The organism is Xanthomonas sp. WHRI 7064 (assembly GCF_040202355.2).
In the GTDB taxonomy this organism is placed as follows: domain Bacteria; phylum Pseudomonadota; class Gammaproteobacteria; order Xanthomonadales; family Xanthomonadaceae; genus Xanthomonas; species Xanthomonas arboricola.
Window position 1 is genome coordinate 236,549 of sequence record NZ_CP167821.1, and the last position, 26,707, is coordinate 263,255.

Below are 26,707 nucleotides of genomic sequence, written 5' to 3' on the forward strand. Positions count from 1 at the left end.
ACCGGGCAGGCGGCATGGGTTCGCTTTCGCGTGCAGCGTGGGTGGCGCGCGAGCGAGCAGCCTCATGCAGGTGCCTGCTCTGCGACCGGTTGCGACTGCGGAAACGGTATACAGTGGACCGACACTCTCGCAGGCCCGCGCATAGGCATGGATCATCCTGCACTAGCCGCAGCCGTAGCAATTCTCGAACGACAGGTCGCTGCGGGTGCTGAAGCATCGACGATCGCGTCCACCGTCGTGGCGATGTTGCAGCAAATCGACAAGGTGCTGACTCCCATCCTTGGACCGCGCGGTGTCGCGGCGCTGTTCAAGCGTGCGCTGTTTCTGACCAAGGACGAGTTTCCGTGGTTGGACGAGGCCTTCGCTGCGGTCGAGGCGTCCGATGACCGCAATGCGGTCGAGACCGTCGGCGTGGTGCTGCGTCAACAGCGTACGGAGACGGCCGCCGCTGGCGGCGCTGCCTTCGTGCACACCTTCCATGCGGTGCTGGTCAGCATGATCGGCCCAACCTTGACCGAGCGCTTGTTGCGTTCGGTCTGGGTCACTTTTTCCAGCGGATTTTCCGCGCAGGACATTCCATGAGCAGCAAAGTCGCCATCCACTGCCTGCAGACCGGCGTACCCGGGCTCGACGAGGTGCTGGGTGGAGGGTTGCCCGAATTTTCGTTCAATCTCATCGCCGGCCCGCCCGGATGTGGCAAGACCACGCTGGCGCATCAGCTGATGTTCGCACTGGCAACGCCGGAGCGTCCTGCACTGTATTTCACCGTGCTGGGTGAGCCGCCGTTGAAGATGCTGCGCTACCAGCAGCAGTTCGACTTCTTCGACGCCGAGGCGATCAACAGCGCGATCCATTTCATCAATCTGTCCGAAGAAACCCTGGCCGGTGATCTGGACCAGGTGCTGCTGCGCATCGTGGCCGAGGTGCAGGCGCATCGGCCGGCGATGGTGTTCGTGGATTCGTTCCGTTCGGTGGTGCTGGCCAGCAATGCCGACGGCAACGTGCACAACAACCTGCAGCGTTTCGTGCAGCAGCTGGGCATGCTGATGACCAGCTGGCAATCCACCACCTTCCTGATCGGCGAGTACTTCGTGGAGACCGATGCCAACCCGGTATTCACGGTCGCCGACGGGCTGATCTGGCTGCGCCAGAGCGTGCAGCGCAATTCGATGGTGCGCAAGCTGGAGGTCATGAAGATGCGCGGCAGGCCGTCCCTGCCGGGCTTGCACAGTTTCCGCATCGACAGCGCAGGCCTGCGCGTGTTCGCACCCATCCCCAGCGTGGGCGGCCGCCAGGACGCGTTGCCGGCGCACGTGGCACCGCGTCTGGGCATGGGAATCGACGGGCTCGATGCCATGCTCGGCGGCGGATTGCCGCAGGGCTATTCGCTGCTGGTGGCCGGGCCGTCCGGGTCGGGCAAGAGCCTGCTGGCAGCGGCCTTCCTGATCGAAGGCGTGCGCAATGGCGAGACCGGGGTGCTGGCGCGCTTTGAACAGCATGGCCCGCGTTCGCGCATCCCGGCGCTGTCGGCGCTGATCGCCGGGGGGCAGGTCGGGGTGGTGGACAGCCGCGCGCCAGACCTGTCGATCGACGAGATCCTGGCGTTGCTGCTGCAGGAAATCGCGCGCCTCGGCGCCTCGCGCGTGGTGATCGACTCGCTGTCCGCATTCGAGCTGGCGCTGGCGCCCACCTTCCGCGAGGACTTCCGCGAATCGCTGTCGCGCCTGGTGGTGGCCCTGGCCGGCACCGGCGTGACCGTGGTGATGACCTCCGAGCTGGAGGACCGTTACACCGATCTGCGCTTCAGCCCCTACGGCACCGCGTTCATGACCGACGCCATCATCGTGCAGCGCTACGTCGAAGTGGACAGCCGGCTGCGGCGCATCCTGGCGGTGGTCAAGGTGCGGGCCAGCGCGCATTCGGACGAGCTGCGCGAGTTCCATATCGACCAGGCCGGTCTGCATCTCGGTGCGCCGTTGCTGCAGCAGGAAGGCCTGCTCAGCGGCAGGTCCACCCGCAAGCCGGCTTCCGCCGACGGCGGATGAGCATGGAGCAGCCGCCCCGCAACGCCGACACGGACCTCGCCAGGCGCGAGCTGTCGGAGCTGCGGCGCCAGACGCGCAGCGTCCGGCGGCAACTGCGGCATCTGCATCAGGACCTGGCGAGTCTGAAGAGCCAGTTGCCGTCTGCGCTGCATACCGACCTGCAGGCCGCCAACGAGCAGCTGGTGCTGTCCTCGTTGCTGGCGCACAGCAAGCTGGACGACCACGCGCACGCATTGCGCGAAGCGGCGCGCAACGCCAACCGCGATCCGTTGACGCAATTGCCGAACCGCGCGCTGCTGTTCGAGCGGCTGGAACAATCCATCGTCGCCGCGCAGCACCAGAGCACGCGGATTGCCTTGCTGTTTGTGGACTTGAACGATTTCAAGCGCATCAACGATCTGTTCGGGCACAGCACCGGCGATGAATTCCTGCGCCTGGCCGCGCAGCGGCTCACCGCGGCGGCGGCGCCCTCGGGCATCGTGGCGCGCTATGGCGGCGACGAATTTGTGGTGTTGCTGGACGGCGTCGACAGCCACGATGCGGCCGCCACCATCACCCGCCAGCTGGTGCAAAGCCTGGACACGCCCTGCCTGGTCGGCAAGCACGAGCTGCACCTGGGTGCGAGTATCGGCATCAGCGTGTACCCGGACGATGGCGAGACCGGGATGACGCTGCTGCAGCATGCCGACGATGCGATGTACTGCGCCAAGCGCAACGTCGCGGCGCGTTTCATGTTCTACCGCGATTGCATCGCCCTGGACCTGGAGCACGCCGCTCCGGCGCCGGCCGCTGCCGATCCGCGACCGTTGCCGGAGGATCCGCACGATGCGCTGCGTCAGGCCAACAGCGCCTTGATCCTGGCTGCGCTGAGCGCCCAGCAGTTGCATGCGGCAGCCGAGCAAGGGGTACAACGACAGAACGAGATGCTGGCCTTCGTCGCGCATGAATTGCGCAATCCGTTGACCCCGATCCTGGTCGCCAGTTCGATGCTCAACAGCCTGCCCGGCGCCGAGTTGCCGCGGATGCGGCACATCATCGAGCACGAGGTGCAGCACATGACGCGCCTGATCGGCGACCTGCTCGATTTGTCGCGCGTGCGCACCGGCAAGCTGCGCATCCTCAAGCAATCCATCGACCTGCATGCGGTTATCGAGGAAGCTGCGGCGGCGTGTCTGCCGCTGATCACCGAACGCCAGCAGTCGTTCGCGCTGCGTTTGCCGCCGCAGCCGACCCTGCTGCGCGGCGACGGTGTGCGCCTGTCGCAAGTGCTGCGCAACCTGCTGGACAACGCCTCCAAATACACTCCCGAAGGCGGCCGCATCGGCCTGCAGCTGAGCCTGCACGGACGCCGCGCCATCATCGTGGTCAGCGACAACGGCATCGGTATTGGCGACGACGCGCTGCAGCGCATCTTCGAGCCGTTCATGCAGGACAACCACGCGATCGGATTCAACGGTGCGGGGCTGGGGATCGGCCTGGCAGTGGTGCGGCAGATCGTCGAGGTGCAAGGCGGCAGCGTCGTCGCCAGCAGTGACGGCATCGGCAAGGGCTGCACCTTCACGCTATCCCTGCCATTGGGCCGGCGTCCGCGTAGCCCACGGGTCCAGCGCAGCCAGTGAGCCTGCCCAGGTGCACGGCGGCGCGCGCAAGCTGACGGCGACCAGAGGCGTGCGCCTGTTAATACCTGCAGCGTCGCTGCGCGGCATCGCTGCACAGCCCGCGCCTGTGCGGCAGCGAGCACACGCGTGCTTACGCCTTGTCGACCCCGTAGTGGGTCAGGCCCAGTCGGGCCAGTTCGCCGGAGCGTCGGTAGTAGACCTCTTCCCAGCCATCCACGCGCTGGCGGTCGGTCTCGCTCATCGCGTCGAGAATGTCTTCGATGCTGAGCAGGTTGGGGTCCTCTTCCAGGCGTTCGAACACCGTGCCCAGGCCTTCGATCGCCTGGCGCGCCTGCACCGAGCCCATCGCGCCCAGCCCCTGCAATGCATCACGCCGGGTGGCGGCGTCCCAGCGGTCGAAGTAGCGTGCATAGCCGCTCTCGCTCATGTCCGCATCCAGCCGCGCCAATGCCACCAGCTCGCGCTCGCCCGGCGACAGGGCATCCATGCGTCCGCGCAGCGCGGTCAGTTTGGTTTGCGCGCGTGCGCTGCGGCGGCGCCACAGCAACTCGGGCATGTTGAGCAGCCCCTCATCTGTGGGCGGCGCCACCGCCGGCCAGTTCACCCCGAAGCCGTCGTCGGTGAGCTGCCATTGCGCGCGCTGCGGCGGCGTTGCCTTCAACAACAGCCGCTGCGCCTTGATCGGCTCGTCGATGCGGATGCCGTTGGCCAGGGTGAACAGCAGGCGGGTGTCGTCCAGCTCCAAGCGCCGGATGCGAAGCTGCGTCAGGTCCATTGAGCGAAGGCGGTATGGGGAGGTTTGACCATAGTCCGGCTCGGCGGTGGTGTCGAGTCGGTGCAGCCTCACACGTCGCCGTCTGTACTCCAGCCTTCGCCGCTGCCGCGCTGGATGACCCGATCCGTGTCCAGCACCTCACCGGCCGGCACCTGCGCCTGCTGCGCAAGATCGGCATAGATCGGGGTGAAATCCGGCGCGGTGGCGCTCATCAACTGCGCAAAGCTGTCGATGACGAAGTAGGTCTTCTGGAAGCTGTCGATGCGGTAGCGCGTGCGCATGATGCGTTGCAGGTCGAAGCCGATCCGGTTGGGCGCCGGCGATTCCAGCGAGTGCAGCGATTCGCCCTTCGACGACACGATGCCGGCACCAAAGATGCGCAGCCCCTGCGGCGTGGCGATCAGGCCGAATTCCACCGTGTACCAGTACAGGCGGGTGAGGTTCTGCAGCGCGTCCGCGCCGATGCCGTGCGCCTTGACCCCGCCACGGCCATAGGCCTGCATGAAGTCGGCAAACAGCGGATTCATCAGCAGCGGCACGTGCCCGAACAGGTCATGGAACAGGTCCGGTTCTGCGATGTAGTCGATCTGATCGGGGCGGCGGATCCACCATGTCACCGGGAAGCGCTGGTTGGCCAGGTGCTCGAAGAAATCCAGCTCCGGCAGCAGGCCCTGCACGCCGACCAGGGTCCAGCCAGTGGCCGCCTGCAGCACCGCATTGAGCGCATCGAAACGCGGAATGTGGGTCTCGCCCATGCCCATCGCATCCTGCGCCTGCAGGAACTCGTCGCAGGCACGGTCGACCAGCAGCGCGCGCTGGCGGCGATACAGGGTGCCCCAGGTGGCGTGGTCGTCGACGCTGTAGCCATCCCACGGCTGCTCGACCACGGCGGTGGTGTAGACCGGCACATAGCCCTTGTCGGTGAGCTGATTCTCGACGCGTTGCGGTGCGATGTTCATGCGGCGGCGGTTCCCGATGATCAGCGCTTACCTTAGCCGGATGGTCGCGCAACGGGATTGCGAATCTTGCGTGTCCAACGCTTCAGGGCGCAAGATTCGTGCGTCATCCTCTGCTGCTGCGCAACATATGGACCAGCCAATCGCCCTGGACCGCACCGATCTGCGCCTGCTCGCCCTGCTGCAGACGCAGGGCCGCAGCAGCAATGCGGAGCTGGCGGTGCAGGTCAATCTGTCGGCCTCGGCCTGCCTGCGCCGCACCCAGCGGCTGGAGGCGGCCGGCATCATCGCCGGCTACGGCGCGCGCCTGGATGCCAAGGCGCTGGGGCTGGGGCTGCAGGCCTTCGTGCGGGTGCAACTGGAGCAGCACGGCCAGGCCGATATCGAACATTTTGCCGACGGCGTGCGCGGCTGGGACGAGGTGGTGGCCTGCTGGGCGCTCACCGGCGACATGGATTACCTGCTGCAGGTGCAGGTGCGCGACCTAGAGCATTTCTCGCGCTTCCTGCTCGACCGCCTGCTCAATGCGACCGGCGTGTCCGACGTCAATTCCAGCTTCGTGCTGCGCACGGTGAAGGTGCCGGAAGGCTTGCCGCTCTCGCATCTGGGCTGATCCGGCGGGCTGTGAGGCAGGCACGCGTGCACTGTGACTTGCCTCTCAAACGATAACGATTTACATTTGCGTAACATCCGGCTGCGCCCGGCATGTCTTCTCGTCGATCCGCCAGCCCGGCAGGGCCAGCCAGCTCGTCGCCCGAGTGGGACGCGCCGCGCATGCCTGCGTTTTTTTGCCCGGTGACGCCGCGCGTCCCGCACCGATCGACGAGAACCCTCCAATGCCCGCGATTTCCGCTCCCCTGGCCACGTTGTCCGCTGCCTTGCTGTGCGCGTTGGCGCTGACGCCCTGCGCTGCCCGTGCTGACGATGCCGCCGCCGATGCAAGCAACGCCAAGACGCTGGACCAGGTCAACGTCAACGGCGCGGTGAGCCGCGCGCAGCCGGCCACCACCACACGCCTGCCGCTGACCCTGCAGGAAACGCCGCAATCGGTGAGCGTGATCGGGCTGCAGCGGCTGGAAGAGCAATCGCTGTTCAGCATCGACGATGTGATGCGCAACGTCACCGGCGTCAACGTGTCGTTCTACGACACCCAGCGCCCGCTGTATTTCGCACGCGGCTTCCAGATCACCGACTTCCAGGTCGATGGCCTGCCCACCTACAGCGGTGCGACCAACCAGGAATACGACACGGTCTTCTACGACCGCATCGAGGTGATCCGCGGCGCCAACGGCCTGCTCACCGGCGCCGGCATTCCCTCGGCCACGGTCAACCTGCTGCGCAAGCGCCCGGGCAAGGACTTCGATGCCTCGTTCGCAGTCAGTGCCGGCACCTGGGATTTCCGCCGCATGCAGGCCGACGTCAATGCGCCGCTGACCGAAGACGGGCGCTGGCGCAGCCGCGTGGTCGCGGCCTGGCAGGACCGCGACTACTACTACGACCGGTACCACGACAACAAGATGTCGGGCATGGCGGTGCTGGAAGGCGACCTGACCGACAGCACCACGCTCACCGTCGGCTATCAGCGCCAGGACAATAGCCCGATCGGCTCGACCTGGGGCACGGTGCCGTTCTTCGCCGCCGATGGCTCGCCGGCCAACCTGCCGCGCTCGACCAACATGGCGCCCAAGTGGAGCCGCTGGCAGCGCGAGACCAGCACCGCCTTCGCCAACCTGGAACAACGCTTCGGCGAGGACTGGTTGCTGCGCGTCAACTACGCGCATACCAAGGGCGATGTGCAGAGCCTGCGCGTGTACGGCACCGGCTATCCGGCCGCCGATGGCAGCGGCATCTTCCTGCGCACCGGAGCCGGCGAAACCAGCGACGCGCGCGATGGCGTGGACGTGTACCTGTCCGGCGGTTTCTCGTTGTTCGGCCGCCAGCACGATGTGGTGGTCGGCGGCAGCTGGCAGGATCTGCAGTCGACCTCCTACGGTGTCGCGCAGACCTATCCCGATGACTGGGCGAGCTGTCCTAACGACTTTGGCCCGCCCGAGCGCTGTTATTTCATCCCCAATATCCGCAACTGGGATGGCGATATCTCCAAAGTGACCTATGCGCGCACCGGCCGCCGCAGCGAAGCGCGCACCACGCAGCGCGGCGTGTATGCCTCGACCCGGTTGCGTCTGGCCGACCCGCTGTCGCTGATCGCCGGTGCACGCCTGAGCTCCTGGGAAACCCGCACCCAGGCCTTCGACGCCAGCGGCGCCTACACCGGCACCAGCGGCCGGTACGAGGTGAGCGACGAAGTCACCCCGTATGTGGGACTGGTCTACGACATCGTGCCGGATGTGTCGCTCTACGCCAGCTATACCGAGATCTTCAACCCGCAGAATTACCGCGACAAGGACAACAACCTGCTCGCCCCGGTTGAAGGCTCCAACCTGGAAGCCGGCATCAAGGCGCAGTTGTTCGACGGCCGTGCGATGGCCACCGCCGCCGTGTTCGAGGCCAAGCAGGACAACTTCGCCGTGCGCGACATGACCCAGCCGGAATCCTCGCTGCCGGACGGCAATTCGGCCTACATCGGCATCAACGGCACCAAGAGCCGTGGCTGGGAAATGGATTTCAACGGCGAACTCCTGCCCGGCTGGACCATCAATGCCGGCTTTACCCACGTCAAGGTGACGCGCCCGCCCACCGATGCGATCTACGCCAACCTGCCCGAGGATTACCTGCAGCTGTCCACGCAGCTGCGCCTGCCCGGCGCCTGGGAGCGCCTGAGCATCGGCGGCGGTGTCAGCTGGCAGAGCGCGGTGCGCGGCTTCAATATCGAGCGCCCCACCGGCGACGGTACCGGCGCCACCACGCCGGTGACCGTGGTGCAGAACCCGTATGCACTGGTGCACTTCAACGCCAACTACCGCATCAGCGAGCAATGGACCGCCACGCTGGCGGTACGCAACGCCTTCGACAAGACCTACTGGGCCAACCTGGATTACCAGAACTACGGCGAGCCGCGGTTTGTCAGCCTGTCGTTGCGTTGGCGCTATTGAGGCGTTGCCGATGAAGTCCGGGCTTGAGGCGTTGCCCGTGAAGTCCAGGCATTGCTACGGGTAAGGCCTCGCGGCCAGGGCCGCTCCTACAGGAGCGGTGCTGGCCGCGCCGACGTTCCCCAATCGACCCAAAGACCACCCCGCCATCGTAGGAGCGGCCCCGGCCGCGACCCGTTCGGTACGCCTCCAGCGCACCTGAAAAAAATGCCACGCCGTCGTAGGAGCGGCCCAGGCCGCGACCTTGTCCGGCACACCCTCGGTGCATCAACACAAGGCATCAACAACGCAGTCGCCTACGCATCGACTTTAAATGCGCGCGTTTCGAAACAGGCGCCTACGCCCGCTCAGCTCCGCATGACCTCGCGTGGCACCCGCATCAGCTGCGTATCACCTCGCACCGCCTCCACTTCACGGCGCCACGCAGGCCTCGTCCTTGCCGCGCAGTTTCTGCCAGCGCGAGCGCTCTTGCAGGCAGCGCCGATACGCCTCTGCCTTGGCGGCGGCAGCCTGCTCGGCGGCGGTGCGGGTGGCACTGCTGCGCTGCGCCTGCAACTGCGCGATCTTGGCGCGGATCTGCGGCATCGCCGCCATCGCGGCACGCTCGCCTTCCAGGATGGCCGCGCCACGCTGGTTGAAATCGGCCGAGCCGATGTCGTTGACCTTGGGGCGGATCACCACATCGGCACGCTTGAGTTCCGCCTCGCCCAGGCGCTGGCCCATGATCGAGATCGACTGGTTGACGGTGCCGAGCAGATCGCCGGGATTCTTGCCGCTGGCCTTGCTGGAGATATCCACCGCCACCACGAATTCCGCACCGAGCTGGCGCGCCGCATCCACCGGCACCGGGCTGACCACGCCGCCGTCCACATAGTGGTATTGGCCGATGGTCACCGGCTCGAACACGCCGGGAATGCTGCTGGATGCGCGCACCGCCTGGCCGGCATTGCCGCGCACGAACACGGTGCGTTCGCCGTCTTCCAGCCGCGTGGCGACCGCCGCGAACGGCTTGCGCAATTTGTCGATCGGCTTGCCGCCGAGCTGTTCGTTGACGTAGTCCTGCAGCTTCTGGCCCTGCACCAGGCCGCCGGAGAAGATCCGCACATCGCGGATGCTGGTCTGGTCGAGCGCGACGGCCTTTTCCTGCATCTGGAACGCATCCATGCCGCTGGCATACAGCGCCCCGACCACGCTGCCGGCGCTGGTGCCCGACACCACCACCGGGGCAAAGCCGTTGGCCTCGAGCATCTTGATCACGCCGATATGCGCAAAGCCCTTGGCCGCGCCGCCACCGAGCGCCACGCCGATCTTCACCGGTTTGACCGCGCCGGCAGACGGTGCCTGCACCACCGGCGCCGGTGCTGCCGGGCGCGGCTCGCCACCGCAGGCCGAGAGCAGACCGAGCATGGACAACAGGGCAAGCGAGCGTGGGCGGCGGAGCGCAGTCATGGCGAAAACGTCGATGGGAAAGGCGAGGGAGAATACACGCGTGCCGTCACGGTGGCGCTGATGGTTGGCGTGCGTGGAGATTGTTCAGAACGGCATCGTTTGCAGGCGTTGCACTGCCTTGTCCCGGCAAGAAGGGCGAGCCGGTTCATTCGGGCGATGACCGCAGCCACCTGCACAGGCCGGGGGCGCGGAGCGGGGGGGGAGGGTAAGGAGCGAGGCCACATGGGATCGCAGCAGGCTTCGCCGATCCCCTCATCCGGCGAAACGCGCCACCTTCTCCCGGCAGGAGAAGAGGGCCCGCACACCCGCCTGCCGCGTCACCCCATCAAAACCGGTTGTCGCCATCCAGCAACCTTCCCAGGCCGCCCAGCACCGAGCCTTCGCCGCGTTGCTGTCCACCGGCCTGCGGGGCGGCCTGCAGCATGCGGCCGGCCATGCGCGAGAACGGCAGCGATTGCAGCCACACCTTGCCGGGGCCGGTGAGGGTGGCCAGGAAGACGCCTTCGCCGCCGAAGAACATGCTCTTCAGCCCGGCGACGCGGCGCACGTCCATGTCCACGCCGGCGTGGTAGGCGACCACGCAGCCGGTGTCCACATCGATGCGTTCGCCGGGGCCGAGTTCGCGTTCCACCACGGTGCCGCCGGCATGCACGAAGACCCAGCCGTCGCCTTCGAGCTTCTGCATGATGAAGCCCTCGCCGCCGAACAGGCCGGTGAGGATCTTGCGTTGAAACGCGATCCCCAGCGACACGCCGCGCGCGCCGGCCAGGAAGCTGTCTTTCTGGCAGATCAGTTGCCCGCCATGCTCGGACAGGCGCAGCGCCAGCACCGTGCCCGGATAGGGCGCGGCGAATGCGACCCTGGCCTTGCCGCTGCCGGCATGGGTGAACACGGTGGTGAACATGCTCTCGCCGGTGACCACGCGTTTGCCGGCCGACAGCAGCTTGCCCATCAACCCGCCGCCGCCGCTCTGGCCGGCATGCGAGCCGTCGCCGAACACGGTGTCCATCTGCACCGCGGCGTCCTTGTACATCAGCGCGCCGGCCTCGGCGATGGCGCTTTCGCCCGGGTCCAGCTCGACCTCGACGAACTGCATGTCGTTGCCGACGATGCGGTAGTCGATCTCGTCGGCGCGCCCGGCCGCGCCGGTCAGCGGCGGCGGCAGGCCGCTGCCGCCCTGCAGCTCGGCTAGCTGGCGGGCCGGCGTCCAGCCATCGAGTCCGTCGCGCCAGGCCAGCGCGTCGGGCTGGCGCTGGGCATGCGCGCAGGCGCTGGCATCGTCGAGCGGGCCGATGCGATCGGCCTGTCCGGGAACATGGAAATACCACTGGGCCATCGGGACGACTCCTGTCTGTGCGTGCGCCGAGTCTAAGCGCAGCCGCGGTGACGGCGTCCCGTGTCCAAGGTCATGCCCGGAAGGTCCGGTTGGCCGCGGTTGTGGCCTGTCCGGAACGCGTGGCTGCCGGCTGTCGTCGCGCAGCTTGCGCAAGCCCCTCGGCCTGCGCGCACGGCGGGGCGGGGGGCGCTTACTCGCCCACCGTCGCCCAATAGCGCTCGCCGTCGCGCTGCACCCGCACTGGGCCACCGAACACGTCCGAGAGGCTGGCGTCGGTGAGCAGCGCATCGCGCGGACCATCGGCCACGACAGTGCCGGCACGCAGCAGGATCACCCGCGCGATCTCCGGCACGATTTCCTCGATGTGATGGGTCACCAGGATCAGGGTGATGCCTTGCCGGGCCAGGTGACGCATGGTGTCGAGCAGGTGCTGTCGCGCCACCAGGTCCAGGCCGGTGGACGGCTCGTCCAGCAGCAGCGCCTGCGGGCGGTTGACCAGTGCGCGCGCGATCAGCACGCGGCGGGTCTCGCCGGCCGACAGTTCGGCAAATTGCCGGTCCAGCAACGGCAGCGCGCGCGCCAGGGCCAAGGCCTCCCGTGCCCGCGCGCGCATGTCGTCGCTGATCTCGCGATGCGGTGGCACCACATAGCTGGCGAAGAAACCGGACAGCACCGCGCTTTCCACATCCAGCCCCGGCATGTCGGCCAGGTTGACGCTGAGGTCGCCGGTGACGATGCCCAGCTGCGAGCGCAGGCGGTCCACCTGCCAACGCACCTGCCCGAGCACTTTCACCGCCGCCTGGCCGTCGGCGCGCACCAGCGGATACAGCTCGCGGGTGATCAGTTTGATGAAGGAGGATTTGCCGCAGCCATTGGGGCCGAGGATGGCGGTGTGCTGCCCCAGCGCGATGCGCAGGCTGAGCGCATGCAGCACGCGCACCTGGCCGCGCATCACGCTGGCCTGGTCGAGCTCGATCAACGGGATGGCGTTCGCAACAGCAGCAGGATCGGTGGACATTTCGGCAGTAACCGTCATACGGGTGACATCAGGCGCAGTGGGGAAGGGGAGCGTGTGAACCGCTTTAGAAATGTAGGGCGCACCCTACGCATCCGAAGGGTGAAGTTTGCCGCCATCGCCCCCATCATGTCTCCATCGACCTAACCCGATGGCGCCGCTGTGGAGATGCCGATGTTGTCCGACCCGATCATCGACCTTCTGACTTCCGGCGTGGCCGGGCTGGGCGTGTGGGGCATGCTGGCGGTGCTGCTGGTGTTCACCCAGCTCACCATCTTCGCGGTGACCTTGTACCTGCATCGCAGCCAGGCCCATCGTGGTGTGGACTTCCATCCGGTGGTGGCGCACTTCTTCCGCTTCTGGACCTGGCTGACCACCTCGATGATTACGCGCGAATGGGTGGCGATCCATCGCAAGCATCACGCCAAGGTCGAGACCGAGGAAGACCCGCACAGCCCGCAGACCAAGGGCATCAGCCAGGTGTTCTGGCGTGGCGTGGAGCTGTACCGCGAAGCACGCGCGCAGCGTGCCGACATCGAGCAGTACGGCAAGGGCGCGCCCACCGACTGGATCGAGCGGCATCTGTACACCCCGCATGCCAATGCCGGCCCGATCGCGTTGCTGGTGATCAACGCGGTGCTGTTCGGTTTGCCCGGCATCGCGCTGTGGGCGATCCAGATGGCGTGGATTCCGTTCTGGGCCGCCGGCGTGGTCAACGGCCTGGGCCACTGGTGGGGCTATCGCAATTTCGAGTCGGCCGACACCTCCACCAACCTGACGCCGTGGGCGCTGTGGATCGGTGGCGAAGAACTGCACAACAACCACCATGCGTTCCCGAGCTCGGCGCGGTTTTCGATGCGGCGCTGGGAGCTGGATATCGGCTGGGTCGCCATCCGCGGGCTGCAGGCGATCGGCCTGGCCAAGGTGCTGCGGGTGGCGCCGTCGCTGGACATCCGCCCCAACATCGCCGTGCCCGATGCCGACACGCTCAAGGCCCTGCTCTCGCATCGCTTCCAGGCGATGACCGATTACCAGCGCAATGTGTTCACCCCGGCGCTACGCGAAGAGGCCGCGGCCACCGGCGCCAAGTTGCGGCAGCTGTTGCCGCGGCGGCTGCGCAAGGGCCTGGTCGATGACGGGCGGTGGCTCAAGCCCGATGCGCGCGCGCAACTGCAGCACTGGGTGGCCGAGCGCCCGCGCATGCGCACGCTGGTCGAGTACCGCGCACGCCTGACTGCGGTGCTGGAGGCGCGCAGCCACGATGCGTCCGAACGGCTCAAGCACCTGCAGCAGTGGTGTCACGAAGCCGAAGCCAGCGGCAATGCCGCCTTGCAGGCCTATGCGGCGCGGCTCAAGGGTTATGCGCTGAGTGGGTCGTAATCGTCGGGGCACGCGTGCTGCTGTGCGTGTGCGTGGATCGTATGGCTTGATCGCGCGCGGCCTGCTGTTGGCAGGTGCCGTGTGCGCCCCGGCTTTTTTTGCGCAGGCCCAGGCCCAGGTGCAGGACAGCCAGCAGTATCTGCAACGCATGGATACCGATGGCGATGGCCGGGTCAGCCGCGACGAATATCTGGCCTGGATGAGCTATGCCTTCGAGCAGCGCGACCTGGACCATGACGGCGTGCTGCAGGGCGACGAGCTGCCTGGCCGGCGCGGCAAGCCGATCACCCGTGCTGCGCATCGTGCCACGCTGATCGAGCGCTTCGCGCGGCAGGATGCCAACGGCGACGGCTACCTGAGCGCGCGCGAGTTGCTGGCGCCGCCGCGCTGATGCGTACCTTCGCGCGCGTCTGACGCTGCGTTCGGCAAGCTCGAGCGCATGTTCACTCTCGACCAGGTCAGCCGGCGCTACGGCCAGGCCATTGCCCTCGACTCCGTCTCCCTGCAGTTCGCCAGCGGCATCACTACCGCCTTGATCGGCCCCAGCGGCGCAGGCAAGTCGACCGTGTTGCGGATGCTGGTGGGGCTGGAGTGGCCGGACAGCGGCACGGTCGCCTTCGATGGTGCGCCGCTGCAACGCGCCGGCCTGCAGGCGCAGCGCCAGCGCATCGGCTATGTGATTCAAGAGGGCGGGCTGTTCCCGCATCTGGATGCACGCAGCAATGTGGTGTTGCTGGCGCAGACGCTGGGCTGGACGCGGCAGCGTATCGACCAACGCCTGCAGACCCTATGCGCGCTCTGCCAGTTGCCGCCGGAGTTGCTGACGCGATATCCGGCCGAACTGTCTGGCGGTCAACGCCAGCGCGTGGGCTTGATCCGTGCGCTGATGCTGGATCCACCGGCCCTGCTGCTGGACGAGCCACTGGGCGCGCTCGACCCGATCGTGCGTTACGACCTGCAGGCGCAGATGCGTGGACTGTTCGCCCAGCTCGGCAAGACCGTGGTGCTGGTGACGCACGACGTAGCCGAAGCCGCCTACCTGGCTGATAACCTGGTGCTGATGCGGGCCGGCCAGGTGGTGCAGCAGGGCAGTGCGCGCAGCCTGCTGGAACAGCCGGCCGATCCGTTCGTGCAGCGCTTTCTCACTGCGCAGCGCAGCATCGGCGACGCCGCATGATCGCGCGCGTGCTGCTCGCCGTGGCACTGCTGATGGCAAGCGTCGGTGCGCAGGCCGCGCAGGTGACGATCGGCTCGAAGAACTTCACCGAGGCCGTGCTGCTGGGCGAGATCGCCACCGCCGCCGGGCAGCGCGACGGCGTGGACGTGCAACACCGCGCGCAGCTCGGTGGCACGCGTATCCTGTGGCGCGCGCTGGAGACCGGGCAGATCGATGCGTACGCCGAATACACCGGCACGTTGGCGCAGGAACTGCTGCAGCTGCCCAAGGCCAGCCAGGCCGAACTGCGCGCCGCACTGGATGCACGCGGGTTGGCGATGACCGAATCGCTCGGCTTCCAGAACACCTATGCCTTCGGCATGCGCGTCGAGCACGCGCAGGCGCTTGGCATCGCATCGATGTCGGATCTGGCACGGCATCCATCGCTCAAGATCGGGCTGAGCAACGAATTCATGCAGCGCGCCGATGGCTGGCCCGGCGTGCGCGCCGCCTATGCACTGCCGCAGACCGCGACCGGGCTGGATCACGATCTGGCCTATCGCGCGCTGCAGAGCGGGGCGATCGAGGTCACCGATCTGTACAGCACCGATGCGGAAATTCCGTATTACCGGCTGCAGGTGTTGCGCGACGACCGCCATTACTTTCCCGATTACCAGGCAGTGTTCCTGTATCGCAAGGACCTGGCGCAGCGCTCACCGGCGATGCTCAAGGCATTGCAGGGGCTGCAGGGGCGCATCGACGAGGCGACCATGCAGCGGCTCAACGCACAGGTGAAGCTGGAGCGTCAGTCCGAGGCGGCGGTGGCTGCGCAGTGGCTGGGCGTTGCGCCGGCATCGGCAGCCGATTCGCGTGTGGCGCGTCTGCTGCGGCATACGCGCGAGCATCTGGCCCTGGTCGGCATCTCGTTGGGCTTTGCCTTGCTGATCGCGTTGCCGCTGGGCGTGCTGGCGGCCCGGCGGCCGCGGCTCGGGCAGGTAGTGCTGTCGTTGACCGGCGTGCTGCAGACCTTGCCGTCGCTGGCGGTGTTCGTCTTCATGATTCCGTTGTTCGGCATCGGCGCCAAACCGGCGATCGCCGCGTTGTTTCTCTACAGCCTGCTGCCGATCGTGCGCAACGCGCATGCCGGGCTGACCTCGATCCCGCGCGAGTTGCGCCAGACCGCCGAGGCGATCGGGCTGCCGGCATGGACGCGCCTGTGGCGGGTGGAACTGCCGCTGGCGCGTCGTACCATCGTGGCCGGCATCCAGACCGCGGCGGTGATCAACGTGGGCACCGCCACGCTGGGCGCGTTGATCGGCGCAGGCGGCTACGGCCAACCGATCCTCACCGGCATCCGCCTGGACGACATCGGCCTGATCCTGGAAGGCGCGATTCCTGCGGCGGTGCTCGCACTGATCGTGCAGGCATTGTTCGAAGGCCTGGAGCGCTGGGTCACGCCGCGTGGGCTGCGCATCCGCCAGCGCGGCTGAGCCCGTAGGAGCGGACCCGGCCGCGACCGGGCTTAGCCGGTAACGCCCTGTCGCGGCCTGGTCCGCTCCTACGGTTACGCGGTTGGCAGCGCTGCGATCAGGGCTGAGAGTGCATCCTCGGTGACATTGAGGTGCGGTGCGATACGTAGACGTCCGTGTCGGCGTGTGCAGATCGCTCCGCGTGCGCCGAACGCCGTCGCCACCGCATCCAGCCGATTGGCTGGCGGCTGCAACGCGGTCAGATGCGCCGCGTGGGCGGGCGTGCACCAACTGCCCAGACCGCGTGCCTGCAGCGCCGCATCCCAGCGCGCGGTGAGCGCGCCCAGCGCCTGCGCGATGCGCGCCGGTTGCCAGGCAGCGACCTGCTGCAAGGCCACCGTCGCCATCGCGATCCGCAATGGATCGGCAACGCCGCCGGCATCGAACCGGCGCGCACCGCTGCGATAGGACGGTGCCTGGGCGACCGGAAATTCCCAGCTGCTGCCGGCATCGCGGCCGATCCAGTGTTCTTCGATCGGCACGCCGTGCGCCCGCCATTGCGGGGCCACCCACAGCCAGGCCAGCCCCATCGGCCCCAGCAGCCATTTGTGGCCGACGCTGACCACAAAGTCCGGCCGCCAGCGCGGCAGGTCGGTCGGTAGCACGCCCAGGCTCTGGCTCAGATCCAGCACCAGCGCCGCACCGCGTGCGTGCACCGCGGCGCTGATGCGGTCCAGATCGAGCTGTCGTCCATCCAGCCAATACGCATGCGGCAAGGTGACGATGCGCAATGCAGGTGTCTGGGCGATGGCCTGCAGCACCGCCGCGGTCAAGGCATCGCCACCGGCAGTGGACACCGCCACGATGTGCGCACCCACCTCGGCACAGCGGCGTTGCCAGATCAGCAGGTTCGAGGGGAACTGGCCTTCCAATAGCAGCACCGCCTCGCCGCGTTGCAGCGGCAGGTTGCGTGCGGCGGTCGCCAGGCCGTGCGCAGCCGAGGGCAGCATCGCCACGCCGTCGGCATCGTCGTCGAACAGGCCTGCAGCGAGCGTGCGCAAACGCTGGATGTCCTGCAGCCAGGCATCGAACGGCAGCTGCCACGGGGTGGCCAGCGCATCCACTGCCTGATGCGCGACCGCTTGCACCGCGCGCAGCAGCGGGCCGCGCGAGGCGGCATCCAGATAGGTGATGTCGGCAGGTAACGCAAATGCCTGCTGGCGGTGTTCCCATTCGACGGGCGCGGGGAGCAGGCTGGACAGAGAAAAAGAAGACATGGCGACAGCTTACCGCTGGCTGCCACGCTGCCGACACGGCGCGTTCACAGGCGCTCCTCAAGCATATGGCGATGTCTGCACTCTCATCTCTGCTGGGCCACCACCAGCAACAGCAGCTGACGCTGCTGGAACGCTACGCGCAGACCCGCGCGCTGAGCGATCGCCTCGCCGCACCCCTGAGCGCTGAAGACGCAATGGTGCAGAGCATGCCCGACGCCAGCCCCAGCAAATGGCATCTGGCGCACACCACCTGGTTTTTCGAACGCTTCGTGCTGCAGGCCGATCCGGCCTACCGCGTGTTCGACCCGGCCTGGGATTTCCTGTTCAACAGCTACTACCAGAGCGTGGGCCCGATCCACGCGCGCGCGCGTCGCGGAGTGTTGTCGCGGCCGTCGCTGCAGCAGGTGCGCGACTACCGGGCCGCAGTCGATGCGCAGATGCAGCAGCGCCTGCGTGATGGGGTGTTGGACGCGCAGGCTTGCACCATCGTGCAGCTCGGCATCCAGCACGAGCAGCAGCACCAGGAATTGCTGTTGACCGACATCAAGCACGCGCTGTGGAGCAATCCGCTGCAGCCGGCGTATCGCGATGCGCCGGCACCGCCTGCGGCCGTCGCCAGCACGCTGCGCTGGCAGGCACGCGACGAACAGATCGTGGAGATCGGCGCGGCGGCATGGCCGCAGGCCGATGCCTTCGCCTACGACAACGAGTCGCCGCGTCATCGCGTGCTGGTCGGCGCGCATGCGTTGGCGCATCGGGTGGTCAGCAACGCCGAGTTTCAGGAGTTCATCGACGCCGGTGGCTACCGCAGCGCCGGTGCCTGGCTCAGCGATGGCTGGGCGATGGTGCAGGCGCAAGGCTGGCAGCACCCGCTGTATTGGGACGCGGACGGACGCGAGTTCACCCTGGATGGTTGGCGCCCGCGTGATGCGCATGCGCCGGTATGCCACCTGAGCCTGTTCGAAGCCGATGCGTTCGCGCGCTGGGCCGGCGCACGCCTGCCCACCGAAGCCGAGTGGGAACAGGCTGCTACCGGTGTGCCGGTGCAGGGCAATTTCGTCGATAGCGACACCTTGCATCCGCGCGGCGCCGACGCGGTGGATACCGGCCTGCAGCAGTTGTTCGGCGATGTCTGGGAATGGACCGGCAGCGCCTACCTGCCGTATCCCGGCTTTGCGCCGTGGCCCGGGTCGCTGGGCGAATACAACGGCAAATTCATGAATGCGCAATGGGTGCTGCGCGGTGGCAGCTGTGCCACACCGGCCAGCCACGTCCGCGCCAGCTACCGCAACTTTTTTCCCTCCGATGCGCGTTGGCAGTTTGCCGGCGTGCGCCTTGCCAAGGATCTGCCTTGAACGCTGCCGCCCATGCCATGCAACGCGCGCACGCCGCGCTGACCGACCTGCGCCCGCAACCGGACGACATCACCGCCGACGCGCTGGCCGGGCTGTCGCAAACGCCCAAGACGCTGCCGTCGAAGTATTTCTACGATGCGCACGGCTCGCAGTTGTTCGAGGCGATCACCCGGCAGCCGGAGTACTACCTCACCGGCACCGAACTGGCCTTGCTGGAGGCCAGCATGGCCTCGATCGCGCAGGCGATCGGCGCTGGCGTGCACGTGGTCGAATACGGCAGCGGCAGCGGGCGCAAGACCGAATTGCTGCTGCAGGGCCTGCGCGATGTGGTGGCCTACACGCCGCTGGAAATCTCGCGCACTGCCTTGCTTGAGAGCACCGCGCGGCTGGCGCAGCAGTTCCCGCAGATCCAGATGCTGCCGGTATGCACCGACTTCACCAAGCCGCTGCAGCTGCCGCACGCGCAGCGCCCGGCGCGTCGGCATCTGGTGTTCTTCCCCGGCTCGACGCTGGGCAATTTCACCGATGATGCCGCCGTCGAGTTGCTCGATGCGATGCGCCAGACCATGGGTAGCGACGGGTGCGCGCTGATCGGTATCGATCTGGACAAGGATGCCGCGCTGATCGAGGCCGCCTACAACGATGCGGCCGGCGTCACGGCCGAGTTCACCTTGAACCTGCTGGCGCGGCTCAACCGCGAGATCGGCAGCGACTTCGATCTGGACGGCTTCCGCCACCACGCGGTGTATGCGCGCGAACGCGGCCGCATCGAGACCTTCCTGATCAGCCAGCGCGCCCAGCGCGTGCAGGTGGGCGGCAAGGCATTCGAATTTGCCGAAGGCGAGGCGATGCAGGTCGAATACAGCTACAAGTACACCGACGCGCGCTTTGCCGAACTTGCCGCCGCTGCGGGGCTGAAAGTCACTCACGGCTGGAACGATGCCAAGGACTGGTTCGGCCTGCGCGTGTTGCGCCCGCTCTGAGTTCTGGCGTCTGGCGTGCAACGGATCGACGATGCGCAGATCGTCGCGACCATCCGCGCGCTGCTGGCGCACCGGCTGCCTGAGCAATCGATCTGCCCGTCCGAGGTCGCCCGCGCGCTCAGCGGGGACGAAGCGCGCTGGCGCGCGCTGATGCCGCAGATCCGCAGCGTTGCCGCCGATCTGGTCAGCAGCGATGTGGTGCAGATTACCCAACGGGGCGAAGTGATCGATGTGCGAACTGTGCGTGGGCCGGTCCGCCTGAGACGCGGCCGGCATTTCGAATGAAGGGTGGGGCGCTGCATGCGCACCACCGCTCGCGTGTGCTGCAGGGGCACCTTGGCTAGCCGATCGTGACGCCGGTAGCCCATCGCCCCAGCCGGCACTGACCGCCGTCATGCGGCAACGCGGTCAGTCGCCGTAGCAGCGGCCGTTGCGTGGCATCTGTGCCACGACACATCAGCCCGTCACTGCCGCACTACCGGCAACGCCCCATCATCGGCGCGCAACGCTTTAACGCTGCAACGTCGATCCGCCAGACCTACGCCGCCTGCACCACATGCAAGGCTTTGGGATTGCGCCACTGCACCAGCAGCGCCGCTTCGCGTGCCTTGGCTTCTTCCAGATGCGCGTGCTTGATATGCCCGTAGCCGCGGATATGTTCGGGAATGCTGGCGATCTGCGCGGCCAGGCCGACGTTGTCGGCATCCAGCCGTTGCAGCAGCGTGTCCACTGTCGCTACGTAGTCGGCAATCAGCTGACGCTCGCCGCGCCGTTCGGCGCTGTAGCCGAACACATCCAGCTTGCCGCCGCGCAGGAACTTCAGCCGCGCCAGCAGCTTGAACGCAGTGAACATCCACGGCCCGTATTCGCGCTTGATCGCGTGGCCGTGCGCATCCTTCTTGGCCAACAGCGGCGGTGCCAGGTGGAAGCGCAGCGTGTAGTCGCCTTCGAACTGCTGCTGCAGCCGGCGCTGGAAGTCGCCACGCGTATACAGCCGCGCCACCTCGTATTCGTCCTTGTAGGCCATCAGCTTGAAGAAGTAACGCGCCACCGCCTCGCGCAATGCGCTGCTGCCGGGTGCCTGTTGTGCTTCGCGCGTGCGTACGCGCTCGACCAGGCTGCGATAGCGCTGTGCGTAGGCGGCATCCTGGTAGTCGGTCAGAAACGCCGCGCGCCGCGCGATGGCTTCGTCCAGCGACTGCGCCAGCTGCTCGTCGTCGAGCGGATGCGTGGGCGCATCGACATCGCCATGCAGCGTGTTGCCGTCGCTTTGTGCCAGCGCGTGCGGTGCGGTCTGCCCGCCAAGATCGTGCTCTTCCCAGCTGCCGGGTGCGCGCGCTGGCGGCGTATTGCCCTGTGCATGCGCACGCTCGCCACCCTTGCGCAGTCCTGCGGCCTGCTGCACCGCCGGCAGGTCGATCGCGGCCAGGCGCCCCCACGCAAACGCCTGCTGGTTCATCGCCACCGCCGCGCCATTGAGTTCGATCGCGCGCATCAGCGCGGCGTGCGACAACGGCACCAGCCCGTGTTGCCAGGCATAGCCGAGCACGAACAGGTTGCTGGCGATCGCATCGCCCAGCAGCGCGGTCGCCAGTTGCGTGGCATCCAGCAACAGCGGCTCCTGGCCGCCCAATGCGGTGCGCACGCCGGCAATGATCTCGGCGGCGGGGAACTGCAGATCCGGCTGGGTGGTGAAGTTGCCCGGCATCGCTTCGTAGGTGTTGAGCACCACCTGGGTGCGGCCGTCGCGCACCTTGGACAAGGCCCAGTAATCGTTGACCACCACCATGTCGCAGCCCAGCACCAGATCCGCTTCGCCGGCCGCGATGCGCACTGCGTGGATATCGGCCGGTCGGCGTGCGATGCGGATATGCGTGGTCACCGCGCCACCCTTCTGCGCCAGGCCGGTCTGGTCCAGCACCGTGGCGCCCTTGCCTTCCAGGTGCCCGGCCATGCCGAGCAATGCGCCGATGGTCACCACGCCGGTACCGCCGACGCCGGTGATGAGGATGTTCCAGGGCTGTTGCAGCGTGGTGCGTTGCGGCGGCGCGGGCAGGTTGCCCAGCAAGGCGCTGGCATCGCGCTGTTGGCCCTTGCGCGGCGCACCGCCATGCACGGTGACAAAGCTCGGGCAAAAGCCCGACACGCAGGAATAATCCTTGTTGCAATTGGATTGGTCGATCTGTCGCTTGCGGCCGAATTCGGTCTCCTTGGGCAACACCGACACGCAGAAACTCTTTTCGCCGCAATCGCCGCAGCCTTCGCACACCAGCGAATTGATCATGACGCGCTTGGGCGGGTCGACCAGCTTGCCGCGCTTGCGGCGGCGGCGCTTTTCGGTGGCGCAGGTCTGGTCGTAGATCAGGATCGACACGCCCTTGACCGTGCGCAACTGCTGCTGCACCGCATCCAGTTCGCTGCGATCGTGGAACGCCACCTCGCTGGGGAAGCGCTCGCGCCGGCGCGTCCATTTGCCGATGTCGTCGCTGACCACCGCGATGGTGTGGATGCCTTCGGCGCGCAGCTGCTGCGCGATGTCCGGCACGGTGAGCGTGCCGTCCACCGGCTGGCCGCCGGTCATCGCCACCGCATCGTTGTAGAGGATCTTGTAGGTGATGTTGACGCCGCTGGCGACCGACTGCCGGATCGCCAGCGAGCCGCTGTGGAAATAGGTGCCGTCGCCCAGGTTCTGGAACACGTGCGGCGTTTCGGTGAACGGCGCCTGCCCCGACCAGGTCACGCCTTCGCCGCCCATATGGGTGAAGGTGTCGGTGGAGCGGTTCATCCAGGTCACCATGTAATGGCAACCGATGCCGCCCAGCGCACGCGAGCCTTCCGGCACCGCAGTGGAGGTGTTGTGCGGGCAGCCGGAGCAGTAATGCGGCACGCGCGGGAACAGCGCGCGCGGCAAGGCCATTTCGGCCTCCTTGCTGTCCATCCAGCGTAGCCGCTGTTCGATCGACTCGGTCATCGCGCTGGACGGCAGTGCAAAGCGCTGGATGCGCTTGCCGATCACCGCGGCGATCGTGGCCGGAGTCAACTCGCCGGTGGACGGCAGGATCCATTCGCCCTGCTCGTCGTACTTGCCGACGATGCTCGGCCGCGCACCGGCGCTGGCCGGCCAGTTGTAGAACAGCTCCTTCATCTGGCGCTCGATGAAGGCCTTTTTCTCTTCCACCACCACGATGTCGTCGAGCCCGCGCGCGAACGCGCTGATGCCCACCGGCTCCAGCGGCCAGGTCATGCCGACCTTGTACACGCGGATGCCGATCTGCGCGCAGGCCTGCGCATCCAGGCCCAGGTATTCCAGCGCCTGCAACACGTCCAGATAGCTCTTGCCGGTGGTGACGATGCCCAGCCGCGCATGCGGCGAATCCAGCACCACTTTGTCGATCTGGTTGGCGCGTGCAAAGGCCTGTGCGGCGGCGATCGCATAGCGGTGCAGGCGCATTTCCTGGTCCACCGGCGGGTCCGGCCAGCGGATGCTCAGGCCGCCCGGCGGCAGCGCAAAATCCTCCGGCAGCACGATGCTGCGTGCGAACGGATCCACATCCACCGAGGCCGACGACTCCACCGTCTCGGCAATGGTCTTGAAGCCGACCCAGCGCCCGGTATAGCGGCTCATCGCCCAACCGAGCAGGCCCATGTCCAGGATGTCCTGCACCCCGGCCGGGTTGAGGATCGGCATCATTGCGCTGACGAATTCTTCTTCCGAGCCGTGCGGCAGGGTGGAGCTGCGGCAGGCATGGTCGTCGGCGGCCAGTGCCAGCACGCCGCCATACGGCGAGGTGCCGGCGGCGTTGCCGTGCTTGAACACATCGCCGCTGCGGTCCACGCCCGGGCCCTTGCCGTACCACATGCCGTAGACGCCCTGCACCTTGGCACCGGGGAACAGGTTGGTCTGTTGGGTGCCCCAGACCATGGTGGCGGCCAGGTCTTCGTTGAGGCCGGGGGTGAAGGTCACCCTGGCCGCGTCCAGATGCTTGCGCGCACGCCACAGCTCCAGGTCGAAACCGCCCAGCGGGCTGCCGCGATAGCCGCTGATGAAGCCGGCAGTCGCAAGCCCGGCGGCGTCATCGCGCAGGCGTTGCATCAAAGGCAGCCGCACCAGCGCCTGCACACCGGACAAGTAGATGCGCCCATCGGCACGCGTGTACTTGTGCTCCAGCGTGTAATCCGCATCCACCTGGCCGAGCTCCGGCGTGTTGGCAGAGTCGGGAGAAGAGAGTGCAGCAGTACTGGTCATGGCGTGCCCGGAAAGGGTGGCTGGGACCCGGTGCGTGTCATCTGAAACCAATGACCTGCCCGACGGATTCCAAAACGGCGGTGCAAAGTGTAACAGTCGCTCTTCACGCGCCCGTTGCATGCGGATGCACAGCCGTCGCGCTGCGGTTACGATGGGGACGGGAAGGGTCGTTTGCTGTCAGGGGATAAAGCCAGTGAAAAGGAAATACGCATGGGCCGCGATGTTGGCCCTGCTCGGGGGCGTGTGGTCGATGGCGCAGGCGCAGAACCTGCCCAAGCCCAAGGAGTTCTATTTCGACGAAGATCGCGGCACTACGAAGGCCGTGGTCGCGGTACAGGGGCAGGGCGATGCGGTGGTCGACCGCCTGGCGGCGATGGTGCAGCGTGACGCCCGTGCGGCCGAGCCGCGCGCGCAGCTCGCCTCGCTGGCCTATGCCGGTGGACGCACGCAGTTGGGCGACGAGCTCTACCAGGGTGCCCTGGGGCTGGTCTCCAACGGCAGCCAGCAATACCGCGCCATCACCTGGAACTACGGCTGGGATCTGTTGCGCGCCGACCAGCCCGACAAGGCCTTGCAGCAGTGGGCCAGCCTGGCCAACGGCCGTCCGGCCGCGCCGGCCTGGTTGCCGACCACCGCCGCCCTGGCGCTATGGCGCACCGGGCGTAAGCAGGAAGCGGTTGAGTGGTATGCCGCCGCAGTGCGCACCTGGCCGGATCGCTGGAGCAGCACCGCCAGCTACGCCACCTTGCTGCCGGATTGGCGTGAGGCCGAACGCGCCAGCCTGGCCGAGGTCTTTGCGGCATGGCAGGCCAACCCGCCGGCGTTTCCGTAACTCGGCGGCGGCGCGCTGCAGAAAGCCCCGCAGCGCGCTGCTGTGCATCACGTCGCACGCCGTTTTGCGGCCGGCGCCAGCGGGCAACGCAGCCACCGCTCCAAGTCGATTGCTTCGGGTGTCGTGCTTCGAAGGATTGGTCAGCGCTGATGGATCAGTTGCAGAGCGGATGATCTGCAGCTTGGTTGCAGGGTCCTTGCCCGCCCACCCTCGCGGGACACGCCGCAAGTACGTCCATGTAGGCTCTTACGCGGCATCCATGCCGCGTAAGGTCCCGCGACGGTGAGCGGGCAAGGGCCAGTCGAGATGGTCGGTCTTTTGAGGCAGTCGTCCGTGCGATAGCTCGATCGTAGAGCGGTTGATCTGCGGCTTGGCTGCAGGGCCCTTGCCCGCCCACCATCGCGGGACACGCCGCAAGTACGTCCGTGTAGGCTCTTACGCGGCATCCATGCCGCGTAAGGTCCCGCGACGGTGAGCGGGCAAGGACCAGTTGAGATGGTCGGTCTTTTGAAGCAGCCGCCCGTGCGATAGCTCAATCGTAGAGCGGTTGATCTGCGGCTTTGCTGCAAGGACCAGTCGAGGTGGTCGGTGCGCATGCTCAAGAGCAGTGCGTGATTCGCGTTGTTCGATACTGGTGCGCCAGATCCCGGAAGCGGCAAGCCTCGACATGCCTGTCGCCAGGCGTTGAGCGACCGATCTGCGCCACGCGTAGGCATGCTTGCCGATTTAGCCCGTCGTCGATCCAGCCCGTCACTGATCCAGGCACGACGCTCACTATGCGATGCTGATTGCTGCTTTCCCACGGACCTGACCACGCCATGGCGGTGGATGCATTTGCGTTGATTCTGGCGATGTTGGGGCTTGGCCTGCTGTTCGCGCGCTTGCGGGTGCTGCCGGACAACAGCGCCGATGTACTCAATCGCATCGTGCTGTACATCTGCCTGCCAGCCTCGGTGCTGACCTATGTGCCGCGGTTGCACCTGGATGCCTCGCTGGGTGGGGTGATCGCCACCCCGTGGCTGCTGACCGCAATCATCGTGCCGCTGCTGTGGGGCTGCAGCCGCCTGTTCCGGTTCAAGCGCGAGGAATACGCCGCGCTGCTGATGTGCGTGGTGTTCACCAACTCCAGCTTCATCGGCTTTCCGATGGTGCGCGCGTTGATCGGCGATCACGCCCTGCCGTATGCGGTGGTCTACGACCAGTTCGGCACCTTCGTGCTGTTATCGACGTTCGGGCTGTACGTGCTGGCCCGCTATAGCGGCGACACTCCGCCGACCGCGAAGCTGATCCTGTTGCGCGTGCTGCGCTTCCCGCCGCTGTGGGCATTGCTGTTTGCATTGACCGTGATGCCGGAACAGCCGCCGACCTGGATCGGCGCGGGTTTGAAGAGCCTGTCCGACGCGATGCTGCCGCTGGTGATGCTGGCGGTGGGCTTTTCGCTGCAGTTGCGCCTGCCTGCAGACGAACTTAAACCCTTGGCGGTGGGCCTGGCCTTCAAGTTGGCAGTGATGCCGATCCTGGCGTTGCCGCTGTCGTTGGCGCTCGGCCTGCATGGCGCGATGCTGCAGACCAACTTGCTCGAATCGGCCATGCCCACCATGATCACCGCCGCCGCGCTGGCCATCACGCATCGGCTGGCGCCGCGCCTGGCCGCAGCGATGGTCGGCTACAGCATCCTGCTGTCGCTGCTGACCCTGCCCGCATGGGCCTGGTTGTTGGCGCGCCTGGTGGCTTGATAGGGCCTGGTCCGTATGAAATGCTGGC

Annotated in this window: 21 protein-coding genes; 14 read left to right on the forward strand and 7 right to left on the reverse strand. The window is 67.0% G+C overall.

Annotation, left to right across the window (positions count from 1 at the left end; all coding sequences use genetic code 11):
• Nucleotides 1–147 precede the first annotated feature (147 nt).
• From ABQY74_RS00980 to ABQY74_RS00990, 3 genes are read left to right on the forward strand one after another with little or no spacing between them, the layout of a single operon-like run.
• On the forward strand, nt 148–582 hold the full coding sequence (locus tag ABQY74_RS00980) for a hypothetical protein (RefSeq protein WP_104554668.1): 435 nt from the start codon (nt 148–150) through the stop codon (nt 580–582).
• Nucleotides 579–2,045: an ATPase domain-containing protein gene (locus tag ABQY74_RS00985; protein ID WP_349792967.1), complete on the forward strand. Its 1,467-nt coding sequence runs from the start codon at nt 579–581 to the stop codon at nt 2,043–2,045. Before ABQY74_RS00980 ends, ABQY74_RS00985 begins: the two co-directional genes overlap by 4 nt.
• Nucleotides 2,046–2,047: 2 nt before the next feature.
• The gene (locus tag ABQY74_RS00990) at nt 2,048–3,664 is read left to right on the forward strand and encodes a diguanylate cyclase domain-containing protein (protein ID WP_127159652.1); all 1,617 of its coding nucleotides are present in this window, start codon (nt 2,048–2,050) and stop codon (nt 3,662–3,664) included.
• Between the two features lie 130 nt (nt 3,665–3,794).
• Here ABQY74_RS00990 and ABQY74_RS00995 read toward each other — a convergent pair whose 3' ends face one another.
• Together ABQY74_RS00995 and phhA are read right to left on the reverse strand one after the other, a co-directional pair.
• Complete coding sequence (locus ABQY74_RS00995) at nt 3,795–4,439, reverse strand: DUF4375 domain-containing protein (RefSeq protein ID WP_349792969.1); 645 nt, start codon at nt 4,437–4,439, stop codon at nt 3,795–3,797.
• Between the two features lie 68 nt (nt 4,440–4,507).
• Nucleotides 4,508–5,398, reverse strand: a complete 891-nt coding sequence (gene phhA / locus ABQY74_RS01000) for a phenylalanine 4-monooxygenase (RefSeq protein WP_349792971.1) — start codon at nt 5,396–5,398, stop codon at nt 4,508–4,510.
• A 127-nt stretch (nt 5,399–5,525) separates the two neighbouring features.
• Between phhA and ABQY74_RS01005 the strand changes: the two genes are divergently transcribed.
• Together ABQY74_RS01005 and ABQY74_RS01010 are read left to right on the forward strand one after the other, a co-directional pair.
• Entirely contained in the window at nt 5,526–6,008 is a 483-nt protein-coding gene (locus tag ABQY74_RS01005; protein ID WP_104574475.1) for an Lrp/AsnC family transcriptional regulator, read from the forward strand.
• A gap of 223 nt (nt 6,009–6,231) precedes the next feature.
• The gene (locus ABQY74_RS01010) at nt 6,232–8,448 is read left to right on the forward strand and encodes a TonB-dependent siderophore receptor (protein ID WP_349792973.1); all 2,217 of its coding nucleotides are present in this window, start codon (nt 6,232–6,234) and stop codon (nt 8,446–8,448) included.
• 408 nt (nt 8,449–8,856) lie between these two features.
• Here ABQY74_RS01010 and ABQY74_RS01015 read toward each other — a convergent pair whose 3' ends face one another.
• The 3 genes from ABQY74_RS01015 to ABQY74_RS01025 all read right to left on the reverse strand — a co-directional run bounded on the left by ABQY74_RS01015 (nt 8,857) and on the right by ABQY74_RS01025 (nt 12,266).
• Nucleotides 8,857–9,894, reverse strand: a complete 1,038-nt coding sequence (locus tag ABQY74_RS01015; RefSeq protein WP_016901221.1) for a patatin-like phospholipase family protein — start codon at nt 9,892–9,894, stop codon at nt 8,857–8,859.
• A gap of 325 nt (nt 9,895–10,219) precedes the next feature.
• The gene (locus ABQY74_RS01020; protein ID WP_349792975.1) at nt 10,220–11,230 is read right to left on the reverse strand and encodes a TIGR00266 family protein; all 1,011 of its coding nucleotides are present in this window, start codon (nt 11,228–11,230) and stop codon (nt 10,220–10,222) included.
• A gap of 190 nt (nt 11,231–11,420) precedes the next feature.
• On the reverse strand, nt 11,421–12,266 hold the full coding sequence (locus ABQY74_RS01025) for an ABC transporter ATP-binding protein (protein ID WP_016901219.1): 846 nt from the start codon (nt 12,264–12,266) through the stop codon (nt 11,421–11,423).
• Nucleotides 12,267–12,419: 153 nt separating this feature from the next.
• Here ABQY74_RS01025 and ABQY74_RS01030 point away from each other — a divergent pair, with 153 nt between their 5' ends.
• From ABQY74_RS01030 to ABQY74_RS01045, 4 genes are read left to right on the forward strand one after another with little or no spacing between them, the layout of a single operon-like run.
• On the forward strand, nt 12,420–13,625 hold the full coding sequence (locus tag ABQY74_RS01030) for an acyl-CoA desaturase (RefSeq protein ID WP_016901218.1): 1,206 nt from the start codon (nt 12,420–12,422) through the stop codon (nt 13,623–13,625).
• A 46-nt stretch (nt 13,626–13,671) separates the two neighbouring features.
• A complete protein-coding gene (locus ABQY74_RS01035; protein ID WP_349792977.1) occupies nt 13,672–14,016 on the forward strand; it encodes a calcium-dependent protein kinase 21 in 345 nt (114 codons plus the stop codon).
• 48 nt (nt 14,017–14,064) lie between these two features.
• Nucleotides 14,065–14,802, forward strand: coding sequence for an ATP-binding cassette domain-containing protein (locus ABQY74_RS01040; protein ID WP_349792979.1), 738 nt, complete (start codon nt 14,065–14,067; stop codon nt 14,800–14,802).
• Entirely contained in the window at nt 14,799–16,271 is a 1,473-nt protein-coding gene (locus ABQY74_RS01045) for a glycine betaine ABC transporter substrate-binding protein (RefSeq protein WP_349792982.1), read from the forward strand. The genes ABQY74_RS01040 and ABQY74_RS01045 overlap by 4 nt, the downstream gene beginning before the upstream one ends.
• Before the next feature lie 74 nt (nt 16,272–16,345).
• Here the strand turns inward: ABQY74_RS01045 and ABQY74_RS01050 are convergent, their stop codons facing one another.
• On the reverse strand, nt 16,346–17,527 hold the full coding sequence (locus ABQY74_RS01050) for an aminotransferase class V-fold PLP-dependent enzyme (RefSeq protein WP_349792984.1): 1,182 nt from the start codon (nt 17,525–17,527) through the stop codon (nt 16,346–16,348).
• A gap of 65 nt (nt 17,528–17,592) precedes the next feature.
• Between ABQY74_RS01050 and egtB the strand changes: the two genes are divergently transcribed.
• Genes egtB through ABQY74_RS01065 form a run of 3 tightly spaced genes read left to right on the forward strand, consistent with a single transcriptional unit; the run spans nt 17,593 to nt 20,150 of the window.
• Nucleotides 17,593–18,882, forward strand: a complete 1,290-nt coding sequence (gene egtB / locus ABQY74_RS01055; protein WP_349792985.1) for an ergothioneine biosynthesis protein EgtB — start codon at nt 17,593–17,595, stop codon at nt 18,880–18,882.
• Nucleotides 18,879–19,865: an L-histidine N(alpha)-methyltransferase gene (egtD, locus tag ABQY74_RS01060; protein WP_102583701.1), complete on the forward strand. Its 987-nt coding sequence runs from the start codon at nt 18,879–18,881 to the stop codon at nt 19,863–19,865. Before egtB ends, egtD begins: the two co-directional genes overlap by 4 nt.
• Before the next feature lie 15 nt (nt 19,866–19,880).
• Complete coding sequence (locus ABQY74_RS01065; RefSeq protein WP_102583702.1) at nt 19,881–20,150, forward strand: DUF3253 domain-containing protein; 270 nt, start codon at nt 19,881–19,883, stop codon at nt 20,148–20,150.
• Nucleotides 20,151–20,403: 253 nt separating this feature from the next.
• On the opposite strand, the gene ABQY74_RS01070 is transcribed toward ABQY74_RS01065, so the two are convergent.
• On the reverse strand, nt 20,404–24,111 hold the full coding sequence (locus tag ABQY74_RS01070) for an indolepyruvate ferredoxin oxidoreductase family protein (protein WP_349792989.1): 3,708 nt from the start codon (nt 24,109–24,111) through the stop codon (nt 20,404–20,406).
• Nucleotides 24,112–24,304: 193 nt separating this feature from the next.
• Here ABQY74_RS01070 and ABQY74_RS01075 point away from each other — a divergent pair, with 193 nt between their 5' ends.
• Together ABQY74_RS01075 and ABQY74_RS01080 are read left to right on the forward strand one after the other, a co-directional pair.
• The gene (locus ABQY74_RS01075) at nt 24,305–24,943 is read left to right on the forward strand and encodes a M48 family metallopeptidase (RefSeq protein ID WP_039517757.1); all 639 of its coding nucleotides are present in this window, start codon (nt 24,305–24,307) and stop codon (nt 24,941–24,943) included.
• Nucleotides 24,944–25,761: 818 nt separating this feature from the next.
• Nucleotides 25,762–26,679, forward strand: coding sequence for an AEC family transporter (locus ABQY74_RS01080; protein WP_349792991.1), 918 nt, complete (start codon nt 25,762–25,764; stop codon nt 26,677–26,679).
• The last annotated feature ends 28 nt before the right edge of the window (nt 26,680–26,707 follow it).

Excerpts from the sequence above, each read along its gene's own strand:
- ABQY74_RS01010 (WP_349792973.1), top strand. The coding sequence starts at position 6,232 with ATGCCCGCGATTTCCGCTCCCCTGGCCACGTTGTCCGCTGCCTTGCTG.
- ABQY74_RS00980 (WP_104554668.1), top strand. The coding sequence starts at position 148 with ATGGATCATCCTGCACTAGCCGCAGCCGTAGCAATTCTCGAACGACAG.
- phhA (WP_349792971.1), bottom strand. The coding sequence starts at position 5,398 with ATGAACATCGCACCGCAACGCGTCGAGAATCAGCTCACCGACAAGGGC.
- ABQY74_RS01005 (WP_104574475.1), top strand. The coding sequence starts at position 5,526 with ATGGACCAGCCAATCGCCCTGGACCGCACCGATCTGCGCCTGCTCGCC.
- ABQY74_RS01025 (WP_016901219.1), bottom strand. The coding sequence starts at position 12,266 with ATGACGGTTACTGCCGAAATGTCCACCGATCCTGCTGCTGTTGCGAAC.
- ABQY74_RS01020 (WP_349792975.1), bottom strand. The coding sequence starts at position 11,230 with ATGGCCCAGTGGTATTTCCATGTTCCCGGACAGGCCGATCGCATCGGC.
- ABQY74_RS01080 (WP_349792991.1), top strand. The coding sequence starts at position 25,762 with ATGGCGGTGGATGCATTTGCGTTGATTCTGGCGATGTTGGGGCTTGGC.
- egtB (WP_349792985.1), top strand. The coding sequence starts at position 17,593 with ATGGCGATGTCTGCACTCTCATCTCTGCTGGGCCACCACCAGCAACAG.
- ABQY74_RS00985 (WP_349792967.1), top strand. The coding sequence starts at position 579 with ATGAGCAGCAAAGTCGCCATCCACTGCCTGCAGACCGGCGTACCCGGG.
- ABQY74_RS01050 (WP_349792984.1), bottom strand. The coding sequence starts at position 17,527 with ATGTCTTCTTTTTCTCTGTCCAGCCTGCTCCCCGCGCCCGTCGAATGG.
- ABQY74_RS01030 (WP_016901218.1), top strand. The coding sequence starts at position 12,420 with ATGTTGTCCGACCCGATCATCGACCTTCTGACTTCCGGCGTGGCCGGG.
- ABQY74_RS01040 (WP_349792979.1), top strand. The coding sequence starts at position 14,065 with ATGTTCACTCTCGACCAGGTCAGCCGGCGCTACGGCCAGGCCATTGCC.
- ABQY74_RS01045 (WP_349792982.1), top strand. The coding sequence starts at position 14,799 with ATGATCGCGCGCGTGCTGCTCGCCGTGGCACTGCTGATGGCAAGCGTC.
- ABQY74_RS01015 (WP_016901221.1), bottom strand. The coding sequence starts at position 9,894 with ATGACTGCGCTCCGCCGCCCACGCTCGCTTGCCCTGTTGTCCATGCTC.
- ABQY74_RS01070 (WP_349792989.1), bottom strand. The coding sequence starts at position 24,111 with ATGACCAGTACTGCTGCACTCTCTTCTCCCGACTCTGCCAACACGCCG.
- ABQY74_RS00995 (WP_349792969.1), bottom strand. The coding sequence starts at position 4,439 with ATGGACCTGACGCAGCTTCGCATCCGGCGCTTGGAGCTGGACGACACC.
- ABQY74_RS00990 (WP_127159652.1), top strand. The coding sequence starts at position 2,048 with ATGGAGCAGCCGCCCCGCAACGCCGACACGGACCTCGCCAGGCGCGAG.